Raw genomic sequence first — 16584 nt, 5'->3', positions numbered from 1 at the left:
ATATAATTATGTGGCCTCGACAAGATGCTGAGACTGCTATCAGACAATAGCTAAATGGTTAAGTGTATTTTCCGCAGTAGTTATTCCCATTCAAGCATTGTCCATTGCCATGTTTGTAGTACTCACGACATTCATTAGATTTATACCAAAATGTGGTATAAGTCTGGCATGACCACCCTCCTAGAATGCGGTCAGTTTCCTCACGGGTCATTTCGATCATTTGAGGTGCTTCAATTAATTTGATTCTGTTCATTGTTTTGTTTTTTAGTTAGAAAAATGGGCCCTATTTTTAGTTCTCTATCTTTCATCGGAGTTTCCAATGTCATTTTATCGGAAAAGTCAAAAACGACTGATTTGCGTTGATAGTATTTATTGTTTAGGTTCAATATGTATTTGGTCCTGAAATCGGGAATAACAAATACGATGCGTTCCATGTCGTGAACTCCGTCGTCGGAAGTCCAGCTTTCATAAGAGGATTCTCCTTTAGTTACAACTGTTGAATCTGATGCATTCATCAGTTTGAACTCCGCCGGTACGGCTTCTTGAGATATTGAGTCCTTTATTGATGTGATTATGAATACCCATTGGTTTTGTGGAGTAGAAGGCATTTCTACGCTTTGTCCGGCTGATTTCACTGGTATAAAGACGAGGATGCTAAGGATGCCGATAATTAGTTTATTCATATTAGTTATTTTTGGATAGATAATGACAATATAAAAGTTCGTCCATACCATCTTTCAATAGGTGACATGTTTCAAGATGTCGTCCTTCATATTTGTTTAACATTCTGACGCGTGGACAACCGCCGTCACAAATAGGAAGTAAACCGCAATCCACACATTTATTATCATCTAATTGGTCGATGCCTGTAGTGTATTTGAGCATTAACTCTCTGTTATATGAGGTGTCTGCCAGATTTCCGACAACATACTCTTTACGACCTACTTCTTCCCAACATTTGTAAAGCTCACCCTCCGGACCGATGACTAAGGAATTGATATTTCGGGCGCTACAGCTATTTCTCATTATGGATGGGAAAAATGATATAGGCTTGATGTGATGATTATGGAAAAGAGTGCACATAAAATTGACAATCTGTTTATTGTTAAATGCGCAGGTCGGTATATCGTGCTCTCTATCAACAATGAATCCCGGGACTACATCTACGCATTTTATGCCTTTAGAAACAAAATAATCATAAACCATAAGGTAGTCATCCATGTTATTGGCGTCAATATTGACTCGAATCACAATGCGTACGGATGGCGCATTCTCAATGCAATATGATATATTACGGATAATCCTGTCAAATGTAGGTGCTCCTGATTTGAGGCATCGCTTTTTGTCGTGAGAGTCAGCTAATCCATCCAATGTAATCTGGATCATGGATATCTTTAACTCCTCCAGACACGATACTACGTCAGGAGTCAGTAGATACCCTTTTGAAATCATAGATGCGGAATAGCTTGGTACTATATCGATTAGTCTTTTTGTCAGACTTTGTATTCTTCTGAATCCGAGTAGAGGTTCGCCTCCAAACCACATGATACTTAAATGTTTCAAGCTATCCTTGTGCTCTACAAAAGATACGATATTATTCTCTACCTCGTCAGTCATGAAGCTGTTGGGATGACTGGCTTCGAAGCAATAAGGACAATCAAAATTACAAGATAATGTAGGATTTATTGTCAGATGTAAGCTTTCATGGTTGAATTTACGTTGCTGGGATATAAAACGTATTTGATTTAGAACCATATCTTCATCTACATTTACAACTTGCATTTGGTTGAGAGTGGACATGACTTCACTGTCAATCTCTACCGCTTGATTGCCATCGCGAAGTTTAAGTAGGGTGCCATATGTATCTGAGTCCAATAAAGCAAAGCTATTGGATAGAGAGCTATACAAGAAGTGATGACCTCCTTTTCTGAATAAAAAGCTATATTTGGACCATGTAGCCATGTATGTGTATTTAAGTTAATGGATTACTAAGATGGTTTGTTACAGTTGGATTTCGCCATGGGCTATCCATGACTCAGTGATAATTTCAATACGGTATAGTCCGGAAGACGATATTGGGAACGAGGTGTTTATTTCAGAGTCATATCCTACCATGTTTTCATTTAAGTAGAGGTATACCTCTCCGTCAGTGTCACCGTTATAACATATATTGATGGTCCGGCTCTCTTCATCATAATATGCTTCTGTTGGAATACGCATAGGAGCACGATGAACTTTTGATGGGTGGTTGTTTTTCCGTCGTACTTCCAAATTTAACAATTTCAGGGAAGAGTTAGCATCAGTTTCCTCAGCGATTGACGGGAGAGAGAATGCTATCATTACGAGAATAAGTGATAAAATCTTTTTCATTGTTGGGTTTTGATTGATTTAACAATGCAAAATTACGATGACAGACTTTCACTCTCCAAAACAAAACTTTCATGTTTTGAAAAATTTTCTCGCGCTTATCTGCTGACTATAAGCGAAATATATTCAAGGTGTGATTTTGTTTCGGCGCAATGTTCCGCCGACTTTCATAATTCTTTAAGAAGTTTACGTACATAGATGCCTATGTTGGTTTCATGCTTGTCAATGCCGAGTTTTTTGCGGATGGCGCTGCTTATGTTGACATAACTGCGTTTCTTCATATAATTGCCGACCTCTTTGCCCCGTAAGCCTATCGCGTAAAGACATACGTAATTAATCTCCTTTATAGTAAGGCCGTGGTCTTCGAAGTATTGTATGAAGCGAGGATGCGACACCTGAAAGGCCTGCCGGTTGTTGTCCATGAAGCCGTCGGTGTCGTCGGTCAGCTCCCTTACCCAAGCGTCATAAGGCTTGATGTATTGATCATTGTCGGTAATATACCCGGCCAGCAGCGAGTTTAGCATCTCGATGCGTATACGTATGACGTCGCGTATCTCCTGCGGCAGCTCTTGTTGCGACTCAAGGAGTTGCTTCAGGTTTTCACTCTCATTTTCGAGTTGCTCGACTCGATGTGTGAGGTTCTCCGCCTCAAGTGCTTTTTTATCTCGCTCCGATTTTAGTCGCTCATTCTCCAGTGCTGTTGTCCTTGCTTTATGAAGTGCGAGTTCCTTTTTGGTCCTGTTGTTACGCACAATCAATAGTAGTATGAATATGCCCAGAGTCAAAATTATGATGCCGCCGATACACATCCATATGATGCGTGATTTTAATTCGGCATCGGCCTGAGCTTTTAGCTCTATCTGATTCTTCTCTTCAATGGAGCGTACTGTTTGATTGAATTTAAGCGCATCTATAGAATTTGTTATACGATTAAAATCGAAGTATGTTGACAGGGCCTCTTTATAATTGCCTATATCTTTATAAACAGTGCAGGATATGGCTTGGTATTTAAGTGTGTCATATTCAATACCGCTTTTATTTACATGATTAAGCATTTGCCTTGCTTTATCGTTGTCACCCAGTTTATTATATGCGAGGGCAAGATTCATTACCGCATTTGTATCTAACTCAAGTAAATTGACATGATAGTCTATTGCTTTTCTTATTTCATCATCGGAGCCAAATTCAATAGTGTATGATAACATGTAGTCTTTTAGCAAATAGCGTTGCTCTTCGCTTAGTTCATCGAAACCGGTGCATAGATTTAAAATGCTATCGGCCCTTGACTTGTCACTTAGTATAATGGTACCATTCAAGGCATTTAGCAGGCAATCAAATTCATAATCTTTGCGTGACACGCCTTTGTATGTATCGGCTGCCTTTAAATAGTTGTCGGTATAGCTGTCGAAATGGTAGAAGTCATGATAAAGATAGCCCAGAGAGACATAGGTTCGTGCTATAACTAATGAGTCGGAGCATTGAGGGGCTACGTCAATGGCTTTGGCAAATGTGTTGAGGGCATTGTCACGGTCGCCTTGATTCTGAAATATGCGGCCTTGGTAGTAGTATGTGCGGAGTTTTTCGTTGGGGGTGCCTTTGCTGAGATAGTAGTCGATTGCCGGCTGCAGCACTTTGAAGTCGGTAGTGTCGATGTAGTTTTTGTCCAGCGCCATGGACATAAGCAGGGCGTAGCGTGCCTGAGCGGGCTTTGAGTACAGAGTCGCCTGATCAATCGTTTCCAGTATGGCCATAGCGGAGTCGGGGTGTGTCTCCATTAAGGCCTCGGCGTGGTCGAGCGCTTTGTTTTCTACATGGTTGTAGCAAGATGACATGCTAAAGATCAGCGAAAGCGATATAAGTATATACAGTCGGCTCAACAAGCTGATTATGTGGCGGCTGCCGGTAGATATGGCCGCGTTGTGTGAACTGGTGTCCATAGATGATATGATTGGCGCAGTATTATTGTCGGTTTTTGCTTTCGCAAAGTTATAAAATTTTAGTAATTATGCCGACATCCCAATCGGATTATAAGCAAACTGCTTGATTTGGAGAGCCATTTGGACAAGCAATGTGTGAGAAACATAAGTTTTTTGTAATTTTGCAGCTCAAAATAATGGATTATGAAAACTATCGTCGATATCGACAATTGGCAACGACGCGACAACTACATGTTTTTCCGCGGTTATGTCAGTTCGTGGTATGCCGTGACTACCGAGCTTGACTGTACTGATGCTTTCCGTCGCAGCAAGGCTGACGGCAGCTCGTTTTTTCTGCGTTATCTTTATGCCGTGCTATGTGCGGCCAACGAGGTTGAGGCGCTACGTTACCGTATAGACCGCGAGGGGCGTCCGGTGCTGTATGACAGTATCGACATAATTACGCCCATAGCAGTGGCGGGGCGCTCGTTTGTTACGGTAAGAATACCCTATGTGGCTGACTTTGAAGGGTTCTGTACTGAAGCTACCCGTATTATATCATCGATATCGCCCGATGATAATCCTTATGGTGTAGAGGAGCGCATGTCGGCTGATGACGACTACGGGGTGATACATATGAGTGCCGTACCTAAACTTTATTTCACGTCAATCACTTATACCGTGGCCGGCGGCGGTCAGGCTTGCTCGCATCCGTTAAGCACTATGGGCAAGGCGGTGACGCGCGAGGGCGGCCGTATGGTCATGCCCTATTCGGTGTATGTCGACCATGCATTTGTCGACGGCTCTCATCTGACAAGATTTTTTGAACTTATACAGGAAAAACTCGCTCTGGTATGAACGGCTGGTTGACAATATTGCTGTTGGTCGTGGCCAATGTTTTTATGACGTTTGCATGGTATGGCCATCTGAAGTTGCAGGATATGAAAGTTATAACCGACAACACGCCTCTTTATATAGTTGTGCTTTTGTCTTGGGGCATAGCGTTGGCTGAATACTTTTTTCAGGTACCGGCCAACCGCATGGGTTTCGAGGGCAATGGCGGCGCGTTCTCGCTTATGCAGCTGAAGGTTATTCAGGAGGTTATAACTCTTGTGGTGTTCACTCTGTTTACAGTAGTGTTTTTCAAGGGCGAGGCTCTGCACTGGAACCATCTTGCCGCCTTTGTATGCCTTATCCTTGCCGTCTACTTCGTGTTTATGAAGTAGACGGCAACGGACAGGTCAAGTATAGTTTTATTTGTAGTCAAATGTGGCTTTGGCGCGTATGTCTGTCGACGAAGAACCTACGTATGCCGTGAACTTGCCCGGTTCGGCAATCCAGCCTTTCGTCGTTTCGTCGTAAAATTTAAGATCGTCGGGTGTGATGGTGAATGTCACGTTCTTTGTCTCGCCGGGAGCAAGGCTGATTTTGCTGAAGCCTTTCAGCTCTTTGAGCGGACGGAACACCGAGGCTTTGTCGTCGCCTATATACAGCTGTACCACTTCTTTACCTGCGCTTTTGCCCGTATTGGTGACGGGTATCGATAGGGTTATGGATCCGTCGGCAGCTATGGTCTTGGATGAGAGTTCGGCCTTGCCGTATGTGAAGTCGGTGTAGCTGAGTCCGTGTCCGAAACTGTATTTCGGCGCTATTTTCTTGGTGTCGTGCCAACGATAGCCAACGAGTATGTCTTCGAGATACTTCTCGTTGATGCTGTCGCCGGGATAGCATATGTCGCCGAAAGAGTGGGCGCCGCAGTCTTCGAGTTTCACCGGGAATGAGAACGGTAGCTTGCCGGAGGGATTAACCTTGCCGCTTAGCACATTAGCGAGCGATTGTCCGCCCATCGTGCCGAGATACCATCCCTGCACTATGGCAGGAATCTTTGCTTCCCACGGCATCTCCACGGCGTTTCCGCTAAGAAGTACTACAACGGTGTTGGGGTTGACGGCCTCGATGGCTGCGATAAGTTCGGGCTGTCCGAAAGGCAGGCCGTACTCTATGCGGTCGGCGGCTTCACAGTCCTGACGGGTGTTCTTGTTTAGACCGCCGAATATAACCACGAGGTCGGCGTTGCGGGCCATCTCCACCGCTTCGGCGCGCAGCGAGTCGGTCACGGACTGAGGTATCTCTTCGACTGCGTCATACATGGGGCGTCCGGCCTTGTAGCCTTGTGCGAATTTTACTTTGTCGCCATACAAGGATTTCATGCCGTCTAGCGGGCTTACCATGTCTTTTACCTTGAGCTCGCTGGAGCCTCCACCTTCGTTAAGCATGCGCACCGCGTTGTCGCCCACCACGAGTATCGAGCCGAAGCGTGAGGGGTCGATGGGTAGCAGGGGAGCGCCTTTTTTGGTGACGGGGGCATTTTTCAGAAGCACTATGGCTTCGTCGCCTATGGCTTCTGCTACAGCGTAATGCTCGGGTGAGTGTATCGAGCCGAAAGGTTTGTTGCGGTTCATGGCCGTGCGGAAGTTAAGACGCAGCAGACGGCGCACTTTGTCGTCGAGTGTTGACATGGGCACTTCGCCTTTCTGAAGCATCTCTTTGTAAGGATTGGCGAGGTAGTAATCGTCATATGTAAATGCGCTCTCGGAGGTGAGGCCGTTGGTGTATGACCCCATCTCGAGGTCAAGGCCGTAGAGTGCGGCTTCGCGTGTGTCGTGACATCCGCCCCAGTCGGTCACCACTACTCCGTCAAATTTCCAGTCGTCCTTTAGGATTTTGTTGAGCATCAAGTCGTTGTGGCAGGCGTGCTGACCGCGTATCTTGTTGTATGAGCCCATGATCGACCATACTTCGCCATCCTCTACCGCGGCTTTGAAAGCGGGCAGATAGATTTCGTTGAGCGCACGGTCGCTAAGCTCTACGTTGATGTGGCCGCGCCAGCGTTCCTGATTGTTGAGCGCGTAGTGCTTGACGCATGCCGATACTCCGTTCTGTTGCATGCCCTTTATGTAGGGTACGACAAGAACCGAGGCCAGATACGGGTCTTCGCCCATGTACTCGAAGTTGCGGCCGTTAAGTGGTGTGCGGTATATGTTTACGCCGGGGCCGAGCATCATGTCCTTCTCGCGGTATAGCGCTTCTTCGCCGATAGCGTTGCCGTAGGCCATCGATAGTTCGGGGTTCCATGTGGCGGCGAGTGCTGTCAGTGCCGGAAACGCCGTGATGGAGTCGTTGGTGTGTCCTGCGCTTCCCCAGTCGTTCCAGTTGATTTCGGCGCGTACTCCGTGAGGACCGTCGCTCATCCACAGGTCGGGTATGCCGAGCCGGGGCACTCCCGCGCTGGCAAATTTGCCTTCGGCGTGGCACATGGCGATTTTCTCATCCAAGGTCATGCGCGACAGAGCGTCTTCGACGCGTTGTTCGAGCGGTAATGATTCGTCAAGGTAAGCCGGTTTGTCGGCACCGGCGGCATAAAGGCCGCATACAGCTGCTGTGGCGGCGGCCAGATGTCTTAATGTCATGATTTTATTCAATGGTTTAGGGTTAAAATCCGTTGGTTTATACTGCAAAATTAGTGTTCGCGCGCGTAATACACATTATATAAATGTTTGCAAGATGGTAATATGCAACATTTCAGCCATTGATACATAACAAAACAAGGCTGCACCCTGCGGCGCAGCCTGTTGTAATTACTGTTTTACGGTAGAGATGGAGTTATTTTGCGAGGTAGGGTTTTACGGCTTTCCAAGCTACGGCGGCTATGAGAGCGCCTGCAAGCGGGCCTACTACCATGATCCAGAAGTCACCGAATGCCCCGGGGCTCCACAATGCCGGACCGAAGCTGCGTGCGGGGTTCACCGAACAGTTGTCGACAGGTATGCCTACTATGTTGACGAGGCCGAGTGCTATACCGATTGCAAGACCGGCAAATTTGCCGAAGCCGACTTTGTCATCGGTTGCGCCGAGGATGATGAACACGAAGAAGAATGTCAGCAATATTTCGGCGAGAAGAGCCATGCCTGAAGTGGCGCCGGGCTGAAGCACGTTGGTGGCGAGGTTGTTGGCGCCGGTGATGCCGCCGAAAGTATACTCGGGCGACATGTTGACAAACCAGAACAGGAAGCCGGCTCCGACGGCTGCTCCGACAAGCTGGAATGCCCAGTAGCACAGCATGTCCTTGAGGTTCATCTTGCCGCTGACCCACATGGCAAACGACACCGCCGGGTTGACGTGGCACCCCGAGATGTTGCCGATACAATAACACAGACAGATGAGGACGAGGCCGAAACATACTCCAATGCCGTAACCGCCGATTGACGGACCTGCCAATACCGCGCTTCCGCAGGCAAGCAGCACGAGGAACATAGTGCCTATTCCTTCAGCCAGATACTTTTTAAAATCATTCATGTGACTTTAGTTTTGATGTTAGTAAATAAAATGTATGTTAGGAAAATTAACTGTCGTGTGCGGTCTTGTCAGAGTTCCTCTTCGATAGAGTAGTTGATGAAGTCTATGAGCGGCTTGAGCAGCCTGAAGCGTTCCGACGCTATCTCGGGCCATGCGGGGTCGTTGAAAAACGTTTTGTCGCATGGACACCATTTGCCTATGTCCTTGAGGCGGAGTATATCGATCATCGGGTGGTCTTTAGGCCAGCCTTTGGGCGCGGTTTTCAGTCTTTCGCCTACCCAGCCGGGGAAATACCTGTTCAACTCCGGAGTTCGTGCTATCTCATGCCATTCGTCGTCGTTGTCGGTTATGGCCGTGCGCAGTTTTTTAAGCACCGGAGCTTCGGGATGCCATATGCCTCCGTATAGCCCGCTCTCTTCGGGCCTTATGTCGAGCTGCAGATAGTAGCATGCGCGGTCGGCATGTCGTCCGTATGCGCTGACAAGCGCTGAGAAGTATATCTTGTAGGGTGTCTTGTCGAGAGAGAACCGGGTATCGCGGTATATGCGGTAGGCGCATTCTTTGGCCGTGTATCTTTTAAGTGCCGTATCCCACTGTCCCATAAGGTCGATGAGCCGCTGCAGGTCATCGAGCCATAATCCGCGCAACTCGTCGTACTCGCTTTTGTGTGCGGCAAACCACTCGCGGTTGTTATTGGCTGCAAGGCGGGTCAGAAAGTCGTATAAACGCGGTATGTAGTATGACATATGTACTATTTTATTTCAGTCCATTCGGCATCGCTTATCTGCTCCTCCGTTTCATATTTCACATTTGTACGGTGCTCCGTGCCCGATGACGATGCCACCTCTTCAAATTCGACATATTCACCTTCCGACTTGTCAAAGATTTTTTTCTTACGTTCGGGGCGGGAGTGAGAATAGTGGCGGCTGTATGGATTGCCGTAGGAGTATGACCGCGACCGTCCGTAGTTATGGAAGTTGCGCCAGTTGCGCCATATACGCTGGATTATGCTTACGGGTACGGCTACAGCCAGAAGTATGAATAAAAAAAATATTACTGCTAAAAAACTCATATTAAGATAACGAAATTTTGGGGAGATTGTTGTGTCGCGGCCCTATGGTCAGGCTTGTGTCTTGGACGGCACCAACGACATGAGCAAATACAGAATTATGGTCCATGCGAGTCCGGGCACTCCGCAAAATACCACAAAGAGAATGGCCGCCATGATGATAATGTAGCGGCGAAGGTTTTCCCGAAGGCTGAAGTTCTTGAATTTCAGCGAGAACATCTTGAGGCCGGTGAGCACCATGAGCAATGACATGACTATGACTCCTGCCGACATAATGATGTCGCCGGGATAGCCGTAGCTGTTTATGGCGGCGCAGGCGCCTATCCAGAATATGGCATTGGCCGGAATGGGCAGTCCGAGAAATGACGTGGTCTGGCGGTCGTCGATGTTGAACCGCGCAAGCCGTAACTCGCCCATGACCGGTATGAACAGTGCTGTAAACGCAGGCCATGCGGCCTCTCCGTACAGGCTCATGGTATTGAATACCAGCATGCCGGGCGCTACGCCGAAGCTCACCAAGTCGCTCAGCGAATCAAGCTCTTTGCCGAGGGTGGAGTAAGCGTGCAGGGCGCGGGCGGCGGCTCCGTCAAGAAAGTCGCATACGGCAGCCACTCCGATTAATATAAATGCAAGCTGGTAGCCTTTCAGACTGCCGACAAGAATCGTGTCGTAGCCAAAGGAGGCTATTATAGCCATACAGCCACATACAAGGCTGAGACATGTTATGGTGTTGGGTATGTTGGATTTTATCTTGTCTAACATGGCCGTGAGTTGTTTTTATGTCCGGGGGTCATTGTCGCTTCAGACGTGCCACCTCGGTGACTCCGCCGGTGGTCTTGTCGCCGAGCTTGACGAGTATTTCGGCGTCAAGCGGCAGATACAGGTCTATGCGTGAGCCGAATTTTATGAAGCCCATATGGTCGTTTATGGATGCCTCGTCGCCGGGGCGGGCGTAAGTCACTATACGGCGTGCGAGGGCGCCGGCCACTTGGCGCATGAGTATGTTCTGTCCGTTAAGTGCTCTGATGACTACTGTCGACCGCTCGTTTTCGGTGCTTGATTTTGGCAGATATGCCGACAGGAAGCGACCGGAGTGGTGGGCTACATACATAACCTCGCCGTCAACCGGAAACCAGTTGGCATGCACGTTGAGCACTGTCATGAATACCGACAGCTGTATGCACCGGCAGTGAAGATACTCGTCCTCGAAAGTCTCCTCAAGCGCCACGACCTTGCCGTCGGCCGAAGCCACGACCACATTGTCGCGGTTGCCGCGGAAGTTACGTCGCGGTGACCGGAAAAAGTTGAGCACAAGCAGATATATTATGCCCGATATGGCCGAGAATGTAATCGGAATCGCTATAGGGCGAATAAACAACCATGCCGGAAAGTTTATAACCAGCAGTATTGCCAATAGTATTGCCAATATGTTAAGTCCTTCTTGGTGGATTTTTACTTTCATCTCGCCGCTACAATAATAATGCAAAGGTATAATTTCCTAATTATAAATACAAATTTAACATATAAGTAATGTAAAAAACTTTCACATTTCGTTTACTAAATTCAAATTTATTAGTACTTTTGTTCCTATAATATTAGGAATTGCCCGTAGAGCACAACGTGTTATTTTTCAGAATGATAAATTGTAAGGATAGCACTGTGGTCGGTTACGGATATTAAGTAAGAATACTAAAAACAGATACATTTATTAACATTTCAAACCAAGTCATTATTATGATGAAGAGACTACTTCTCTTGGCCGGTGCAATCTGGCTCATGTGTGCCGCGGCTATCGCTGCGGATATTAAGTGTAGTGGCGTTGTGGTTGATGATCAGGGTGAGCCCATTATAGGTGCCACCGTTTCGGTGCCCGGCACTAATATTGCCACCGCTACCGACATCGACGGACGTTTTGCGCTTAACGTGCCTGACGGCAAAAAAATACATATTTCATATATAGGCTACAAGCCTGTCGATCTCGCTTCAAAAGCCGATATGGGCGACATACAGCTTGAGATCGAGGCTCAGATGCTTAAAGACGTTGTTGTCGAGCAGTCGGCTGCAAGAACACGTCTTACTCCGGTGGCCGTGTCGACAATAGGCGCGCAGACCATCGACCTTAAGCTTGGCAATCAGGAGCTGCCTGAAGTGCTCAAGACCACTCCCGGTGTGTGGACCACTCGCGACGGCGGTGGCTTCGGCGACGCCAAGACCAACATGCGCGGCTTCAAGAGCCCCAATGTGGCCGTTATGGTCAACGGTATTCCTATCAATGACATGGAATGGGGCGGTGTTTACTGGAGCAACTGGGCCGGACTCGGCGACGTGGCCGCCAACATACAGACGCAGCGCGGTCTCGGAGCCAACATCGTGTCGACTCCTTCTGTAGGCGGTACTATCAATATCACCACACGCACCATCGACGTGGAAAAGGGCGGTGCCCTCTGGTACGGTATGGGCAACGACGGCATGAACAACTACGGTCTGAAACTGTCGACCGGACTCATGAAAAACGGATGGGCGGTGACCGTGCTCGGTTCGCGCAAGTGGGGCGACGGTTACATTCAAGGCACTCCGTTTAACAGCTACAACTACTTTGTCAACGTGTCGAAGCGCATCAACGAGAACCATCAGCTGTCATTGACCGCTTTCGGCGCTCCCCAGACCCACTACAAGCGTAACTCCAATTACGGCGGTCTTACCATCGAGGGCTGGCAGACCTACGGACGCCAGTATATGGGCGACGGCAACGCCATGTACCGCTACAATCCGGCGTTCGGTTACGACAAGACCGGCCAGATGCGCAGCTCTGAATACAACTTCTACCACAAGCCTCAGATTTCGCTCAATCATATATGGAAGATCGACGAGACCTCGTCGCTGTCATCGGCCGTTTATGTGTCGATAGCAAGCGGTGGCGGATACAGCGGTCAGGGTTCGGGGCTTGACGGCTACACCTATGCCGACTGGCGCGGCGCAAGCTACGGTGTGCTTAACATGAAGTTCCGCCGTCCCGACGGCACTTTTGACTATGCGGCCATTCAGGACCTCAACGCCAACTCGACCAACGGTTCGAAGCTTGTCATGTCGAAGTCTATCAACTCTCACAAGTGGTATGGTCTCGTGTCATCGTACAAGAAAGAGATCAATCAGACCAACGGCAACCGCCTCAATCTTACAGGTGGTATCGACCTCCGTTACTATGTGGGCGACCATAAAAACAAGATCAACGACCTCTACGACGGAGCATACTTCATAGACTACAGTACCCGTAAGGGCGTGGATCCCGCTCTCAATGCGGCTGCTGCCGACCCGGAGTGGAAGTTCCAGAAGCTCGGTGTGGGCGATATCGTGTACCGCAACTATCTCGGCTATACGGTTCAGGAGGGCATCTACGGTCAGGCCGAGTACACCATTCTTGACGGTAAGCTCAATACCGTGCTTTCCGGAGCGCTAAACAACACCAGCAACTGGCGCCGCGACATGTTCTACTACGACAAGGCTCATGAGCGTTCCGATACAAAGAGTTTCATCGGCGGAACCATCAAGGGCGGTGCCAACTACAATATCGACGAGCACAACAACGTGTTCTTCAATCTCGGCTACATAAGCCGTGCTCCTTTCTTCTCGGGCGGCGTGTTCCTCAACGCCACCACCTCCAACGCCATCAACAAGGATGCCGTAAACGAGAAAGTAATGTCATACGAAGTAGGCTACGGCTTTAAGTCGCGTACATTTGCCTTGAACGTCAACGCCTATTGGACCAAGTGGATGGACCGCAGCGGACTTTCGCGCCGCGGCGACTTCTCACAGGCCGACGGCAGCTACTATATGAACATGACCGGTGTCGACGCACGCCATATGGGTATCGAGATGAACTTCAACTGGGTGCCTGTGCGCTGGCTTAGCATCGAGGGTATGTTGTCTTGGGGCGACTGGATCTGGGACAGCAACGCACAGGGTTACTTCTATAACGAGCTCGGCCAGCCTATTCAGAACCTTACCACCGGCGATATAGCCGACGGTATAGGCGCTGAAAACCACCTCCACTCCACTCTTAACCAGAAGGGTGTCAAGGTCGGCGGTTCGGCTCAGACCACCGGTTCGCTCTCGGCAACCTTTATGCCGTTCAAGGGCTTCCGTATCGGTGCCGACTGGGTGATGAGCGCCCGTAACTACAGCGACTTCTATATAAGCGGAAGCTCGCTCGGCACAAAGGCCATCAACGTCAACAAACTCTGGGAGATACCTTGGGGACAGCAGTTTGACTTCAATGCAAGCTATCGCTTCAAGATAGGCGACATCAACGCCACCCTTTATGGTAACATCTACAACATCTTTGACTATAATTATGTCATGGATGCCGAGGTGCCCACCGACTCCAACGGTACTTGGCAGGAGGCTTACAGCGTGTTCTACTCGTTTGGCCGCACCTACTCGCTACGTATGAAGATTTATTTCTAATTTAACAGACTGTATATTAATATGAAACACAATATTTTCAAAGGTTTGCTCGCGTGCGGCGCAATGCTGGCGCTTGCCGGATGCTCCGAAAACGCTTGGAACGACGAGTATCTTGACGGCTTTGAAGTGCCTCCGGTTGATGATCGCATCGAGGAACTCACTTATGAGCTTACCGCCGACGACTATACGAAGATCGCCGCTGTTGACGCTGTTGTCGATTATGTAGAGAAGACTCAGGGCCTTTCGGAAAAAGATGCCAAAAGCGCATTGACCAAGTGGGCTGCAAACGGATATTTCACAGACCAGTATCCTGCCAATGACCTGCTGCCGCTGTGGATGAACTCCTACTCATTCCCTTACGTGGCCGCAAGCAACAAGTCCACACTCGAAATCACATATAAGGAGCAGGTGGCATCCGATCCCGTATGCGACGCTATATATAAAGGTAGGGTTATAACCCTTGAGAACGATGACTACATGAAGGCTTGGGGAGGCAATGACTTCACCAACGCTTTCACGCCCTCGATGCCGGCATCGAGCTATTTGCCCGCAATTCTTGCTGACAAATATACTTTAGTCGAGCAGGAAGCCGACTCCTATGTGCTTGTAAACTTCAATGTAGCGGAGTCCGAGCCGGCTTTTGAACCTGTTACCCTTACCGATATCGACAAAGTGGTTGTAAACGGTTCATACACCCTCTACGGTACGATTACAGCCATCTGTGCGCAGGGTTATATACTTACCGACGCTACCGGAAGCCTGCTCGTTTATTATGGAAAAACATTTACCCCCGATTCTTATAAAATAGGCGATATCGTTCAGGTGAGCGGTAAAGGTGCGCAGTACAATGGCGGATTGCAGCTTGCTCCCGAGGCTGGTAAGGAGAGTGTGCTCGGTGGTGAAATCTACAGCTATCCCACGCCGGTAGCTATGGACGGCGCCAAGATGAACGAGATGCGTGATGTTATTCTGGCAAACGGTACGAGCGGCACTATGCCGGTGTATGTGGAGTTTAGCGCATCTGTTATCTCTACAGGCAGCTACACCAATTTCAAGGTCGACGGTGGTGAGACAACCGGTAGCGCCTACCAGCTTACCGATGAGGCAAAGGAGCTTTTCGTGAAAAACGAGACAGCCGCCATCAAGGGCTATGTACTTTCGGTAAATACCGATCGCAACACCCATGCTCCCACATATGTCAACTTCGTGATAACCGAGGTCAATGGCAAGGCAGTAGCCGAAATGGCCGAGGACAAGCCCGTAGTGCCCGCTCCGGTAGAGATTGAGTCGCGTCCTGACAACGCACTTTATGTCTACAATGGCTCGGCATGGACCGAGGCTTCATCGGTCTATCTGATCAATCAGGATGAACTTGCCACAATGGGCATTACCAACGGCTATATGGCAAATGCCACCGCTTGGACCAACATCCCCATCTTCCTCAAGCAGACATTCCCTTATGCCGTAGCGGGCGACAGCAAGCTTGTGGCATTCCAGTCAGGAGCGAAGTATGCCAATTGCGGTCGTTTTGACTACGACGGCGCTGTTTGGACCAAATATGACAATATCGAGACAAAGACCGACGCTTATGCAAAGGCCAACAACAAGTGGATGTTCAATCCTGACAAACTGATGGTGCTTCCTGCCCGTTCAGAGGCTGCCAAGGCTTTCTATCAGGTGACTGTCGACTGGGTAAGCGCCAATGAAGGTTCCGGCTATATAGACCGTGGCAATTCGGAATTTTTCTCAGGTTGCTCCGCTTATTACGGCAACGTTAACCTCGATATTTCGCAGGTAGAGAAGTATGCCGCTTCGATGTGGCCCGATATGTCACAGAACGTGGTCATACCGCAGATGCGTCACAACTTCCTTTACGTCACCATGCCGGCGACTTTAAAAACACAGTATCCTAATGCCGACCTGATACCCGGCTATGAGGCTCCTATCATATATGAGATTGATTATGTGTCATATTACGGTAGCAGCGCTTTCGAAGGTCAGAGCGGTAACGTCAACGATACCGTGAAGTATGAAGTGGTAGGTCCTGCCGAGTTCAAGCTCGTCTACTCGACATGGCTTGGCGGTGAAGTCAAGGACACCCCCGCAGAATAATCTCTGCTGACACCAACGACAAAGGCATGGAGCGCACGCTCCATGCCTTTGTCGTTGGTGTCTTTTCCGCCCAATACCGATGTGTCTGTAGGGGCGCCAGTAGTACGGCGCCCGCCCACCCGTATGGCCCAATACCGTGGTGAATCCGCACGGCCCAATACCGATGAGAATCGGATGTGTCTGTAGGGGCGCCAGTAGTACGGCGCCCGCCCACCCGTATGGCCCAATACCGTGGTGAATCCGCACGGCCCAATACCGATGAGAATCGGATGTGTCTGTAGGGGCGCCAGTAGTACGGCG

The 16584-nt window shown here is 48.9% G+C and carries 15 protein-coding genes; 4 read left to right on the top strand and 11 right to left on the bottom strand.

The genetic code is table 11. From position 1 onward, the window contains the following. Positions 1 to 230: 230 nt before the first annotated feature. The 4 genes from FW767_RS00255 to FW767_RS00240 form a co-directional block, all read right to left on the bottom strand. Entirely contained in the window at positions 231 to 683 is a 453-nt protein-coding gene (locus FW767_RS00255) for a hypothetical protein (RefSeq protein WP_121698387.1), read from the bottom strand. 1 nt (position 684) lies between these two features. Then, positions 685 to 1962, bottom strand: coding sequence for a radical SAM/SPASM domain-containing protein (locus tag FW767_RS00250; protein WP_121698386.1), 1278 nt, complete (start codon positions 1960 to 1962; stop codon positions 685 to 687). A 39-nt stretch (positions 1963 to 2001) separates the two neighbouring features. Continuing rightward, the gene (locus FW767_RS13080) at positions 2002 to 2370 is read right to left on the bottom strand and encodes a hypothetical protein (RefSeq protein ID WP_121698385.1); all 369 of its coding nucleotides are present in this window, start codon (positions 2368 to 2370) and stop codon (positions 2002 to 2004) included. A 164-nt stretch (positions 2371 to 2534) separates the two neighbouring features. Beyond that, positions 2535 to 4304: a tetratricopeptide repeat protein gene (locus tag FW767_RS00240; protein ID WP_121698384.1), complete on the bottom strand. Its 1770-nt coding sequence runs from the start codon at positions 4302 to 4304 to the stop codon at positions 2535 to 2537. Positions 4305 to 4487: 183 nt separating this feature from the next. Between FW767_RS00240 and FW767_RS00235 the strand changes: the two genes are divergently transcribed. Together FW767_RS00235 and FW767_RS00230 are read left to right on the top strand one after the other, a co-directional pair. Continuing rightward, the gene (locus FW767_RS00235; RefSeq protein WP_121698383.1) at positions 4488 to 5141 is read left to right on the top strand and encodes a CatA-like O-acetyltransferase; all 654 of its coding nucleotides are present in this window, start codon (positions 4488 to 4490) and stop codon (positions 5139 to 5141) included. Further along, positions 5138 to 5509 (top strand): DMT family protein, encoded by a 372-nt coding sequence (locus tag FW767_RS00230; RefSeq protein WP_121698382.1) that lies wholly within the window; start codon positions 5138 to 5140, stop codon positions 5507 to 5509. Before FW767_RS00235 ends, FW767_RS00230 begins: the two co-directional genes overlap by 4 nt. A gap of 27 nt (positions 5510 to 5536) precedes the next feature. Here FW767_RS00230 and FW767_RS00225 read toward each other — a convergent pair whose 3' ends face one another. From FW767_RS00225 to FW767_RS00200, 6 genes are all read right to left on the bottom strand, one after another. Then, positions 5537 to 7753: a glycoside hydrolase family 3 C-terminal domain-containing protein gene (locus FW767_RS00225; RefSeq protein ID WP_148464268.1), complete on the bottom strand. Its 2217-nt coding sequence runs from the start codon at positions 7751 to 7753 to the stop codon at positions 5537 to 5539. 193 nt (positions 7754 to 7946) lie between these two features. Further along, on the bottom strand, positions 7947 to 8639 hold the full coding sequence (locus FW767_RS00220) for an MIP/aquaporin family protein (protein WP_121698381.1): 693 nt from the start codon (positions 8637 to 8639) through the stop codon (positions 7947 to 7949). A gap of 68 nt (positions 8640 to 8707) precedes the next feature. After that, complete coding sequence (locus FW767_RS00215; RefSeq protein WP_121698380.1) at positions 8708 to 9385, bottom strand: DUF2461 domain-containing protein; 678 nt, start codon at positions 9383 to 9385, stop codon at positions 8708 to 8710. Between the two features lie 5 nt (positions 9386 to 9390). Then, a complete protein-coding gene (locus FW767_RS00210; protein WP_121698379.1) occupies positions 9391 to 9711 on the bottom strand; it encodes a DUF4834 family protein in 321 nt (106 codons plus the stop codon). A 48-nt stretch (positions 9712 to 9759) separates the two neighbouring features. Continuing rightward, a complete protein-coding gene (pssA, locus tag FW767_RS00205) occupies positions 9760 to 10470 on the bottom strand; it encodes a CDP-diacylglycerol--serine O-phosphatidyltransferase (RefSeq protein WP_121698378.1) in 711 nt (236 codons plus the stop codon). Positions 10471 to 10498: 28 nt separating this feature from the next. Continuing rightward, a complete protein-coding gene (locus tag FW767_RS00200) occupies positions 10499 to 11170 on the bottom strand; it encodes a phosphatidylserine decarboxylase family protein (RefSeq protein ID WP_121698377.1) in 672 nt (223 codons plus the stop codon). A 275-nt stretch (positions 11171 to 11445) separates the two neighbouring features. Between FW767_RS00200 and FW767_RS00195 the strand changes: the two genes are divergently transcribed. Beyond that, positions 11446 to 14172: a carboxypeptidase-like regulatory domain-containing protein gene (locus tag FW767_RS00195; protein WP_440137106.1), complete on the top strand. Its 2727-nt coding sequence runs from the start codon at positions 11446 to 11448 to the stop codon at positions 14170 to 14172. A 21-nt stretch (positions 14173 to 14193) separates the two neighbouring features. After that, positions 14194 to 16284: a hypothetical protein gene (locus tag FW767_RS00190; RefSeq protein WP_121698375.1), complete on the top strand. Its 2091-nt coding sequence runs from the start codon at positions 14194 to 14196 to the stop codon at positions 16282 to 16284. On the opposite strand, the gene FW767_RS13075 is transcribed toward FW767_RS00190, so the two are convergent. Then, a partial coding sequence (locus FW767_RS13075) for a hypothetical protein (protein WP_205523748.1) occupies positions 16262 to 16584 on the bottom strand: 323 nt, incomplete at its 5' end. The two genes, FW767_RS00190 and FW767_RS13075, sit on opposite strands and share 23 nt — an antisense overlap.

It is taken from the genome of Heminiphilus faecis (assembly GCF_008728965.1).
GTDB classification, from domain to species: Bacteria; Bacteroidota; Bacteroidia; order Bacteroidales; family Muribaculaceae; genus Muribaculum; species Muribaculum faecis.
This window is presented reverse-complemented; position numbering and strand designations above follow the sequence as displayed.

What these genes read in the sequence shown, in the direction of transcription:
- FW767_RS00255 (WP_121698387.1), bottom strand. Translation starts at nt 683, where the DNA reads ATGAATAAACTAATTATCGGCATCCTTAGCATCCTCGTCTTTATACCA.
- FW767_RS00250 (WP_121698386.1), bottom strand. Translation starts at nt 1,962, where the DNA reads ATGGCTACATGGTCCAAATATAGCTTTTTATTCAGAAAAGGAGGTCAT.
- FW767_RS13080 (WP_121698385.1), bottom strand. Translation starts at nt 2,370, where the DNA reads ATGAAAAAGATTTTATCACTTATTCTCGTAATGATAGCATTCTCTCTC.
- FW767_RS00240 (WP_121698384.1), bottom strand. Translation starts at nt 4,304, where the DNA reads ATGGACACCAGTTCACACAACGCGGCCATATCTACCGGCAGCCGCCAC.
- FW767_RS00235 (WP_121698383.1), top strand. Translation starts at nt 4,488, where the DNA reads ATGAAAACTATCGTCGATATCGACAATTGGCAACGACGCGACAACTAC.
- FW767_RS00230 (WP_121698382.1), top strand. Translation starts at nt 5,138, where the DNA reads ATGAACGGCTGGTTGACAATATTGCTGTTGGTCGTGGCCAATGTTTTT.
- FW767_RS00225 (WP_148464268.1), bottom strand. Translation starts at nt 7,753, where the DNA reads ATGACATTAAGACATCTGGCCGCCGCCACAGCAGCTGTATGCGGCCTT.
- FW767_RS00220 (WP_121698381.1), bottom strand. Translation starts at nt 8,639, where the DNA reads ATGAATGATTTTAAAAAGTATCTGGCTGAAGGAATAGGCACTATGTTC.
- FW767_RS00215 (WP_121698380.1), bottom strand. Translation starts at nt 9,385, where the DNA reads ATGTCATACTACATACCGCGTTTATACGACTTTCTGACCCGCCTTGCA.
- FW767_RS00210 (WP_121698379.1), bottom strand. Translation starts at nt 9,711, where the DNA reads ATGAGTTTTTTAGCAGTAATATTTTTTTTATTCATACTTCTGGCTGTA.
- pssA (WP_121698378.1), bottom strand. Translation starts at nt 10,470, where the DNA reads ATGTTAGACAAGATAAAATCCAACATACCCAACACCATAACATGTCTC.
- FW767_RS00200 (WP_121698377.1), bottom strand. Translation starts at nt 11,170, where the DNA reads ATGAAAGTAAAAATCCACCAAGAAGGACTTAACATATTGGCAATACTA.
- FW767_RS00195 (WP_440137106.1), top strand. Translation starts at nt 11,446, where the DNA reads ATGAAGAGACTACTTCTCTTGGCCGGTGCAATCTGGCTCATGTGTGCC.
- FW767_RS00190 (WP_121698375.1), top strand. Translation starts at nt 14,194, where the DNA reads ATGAAACACAATATTTTCAAAGGTTTGCTCGCGTGCGGCGCAATGCTG.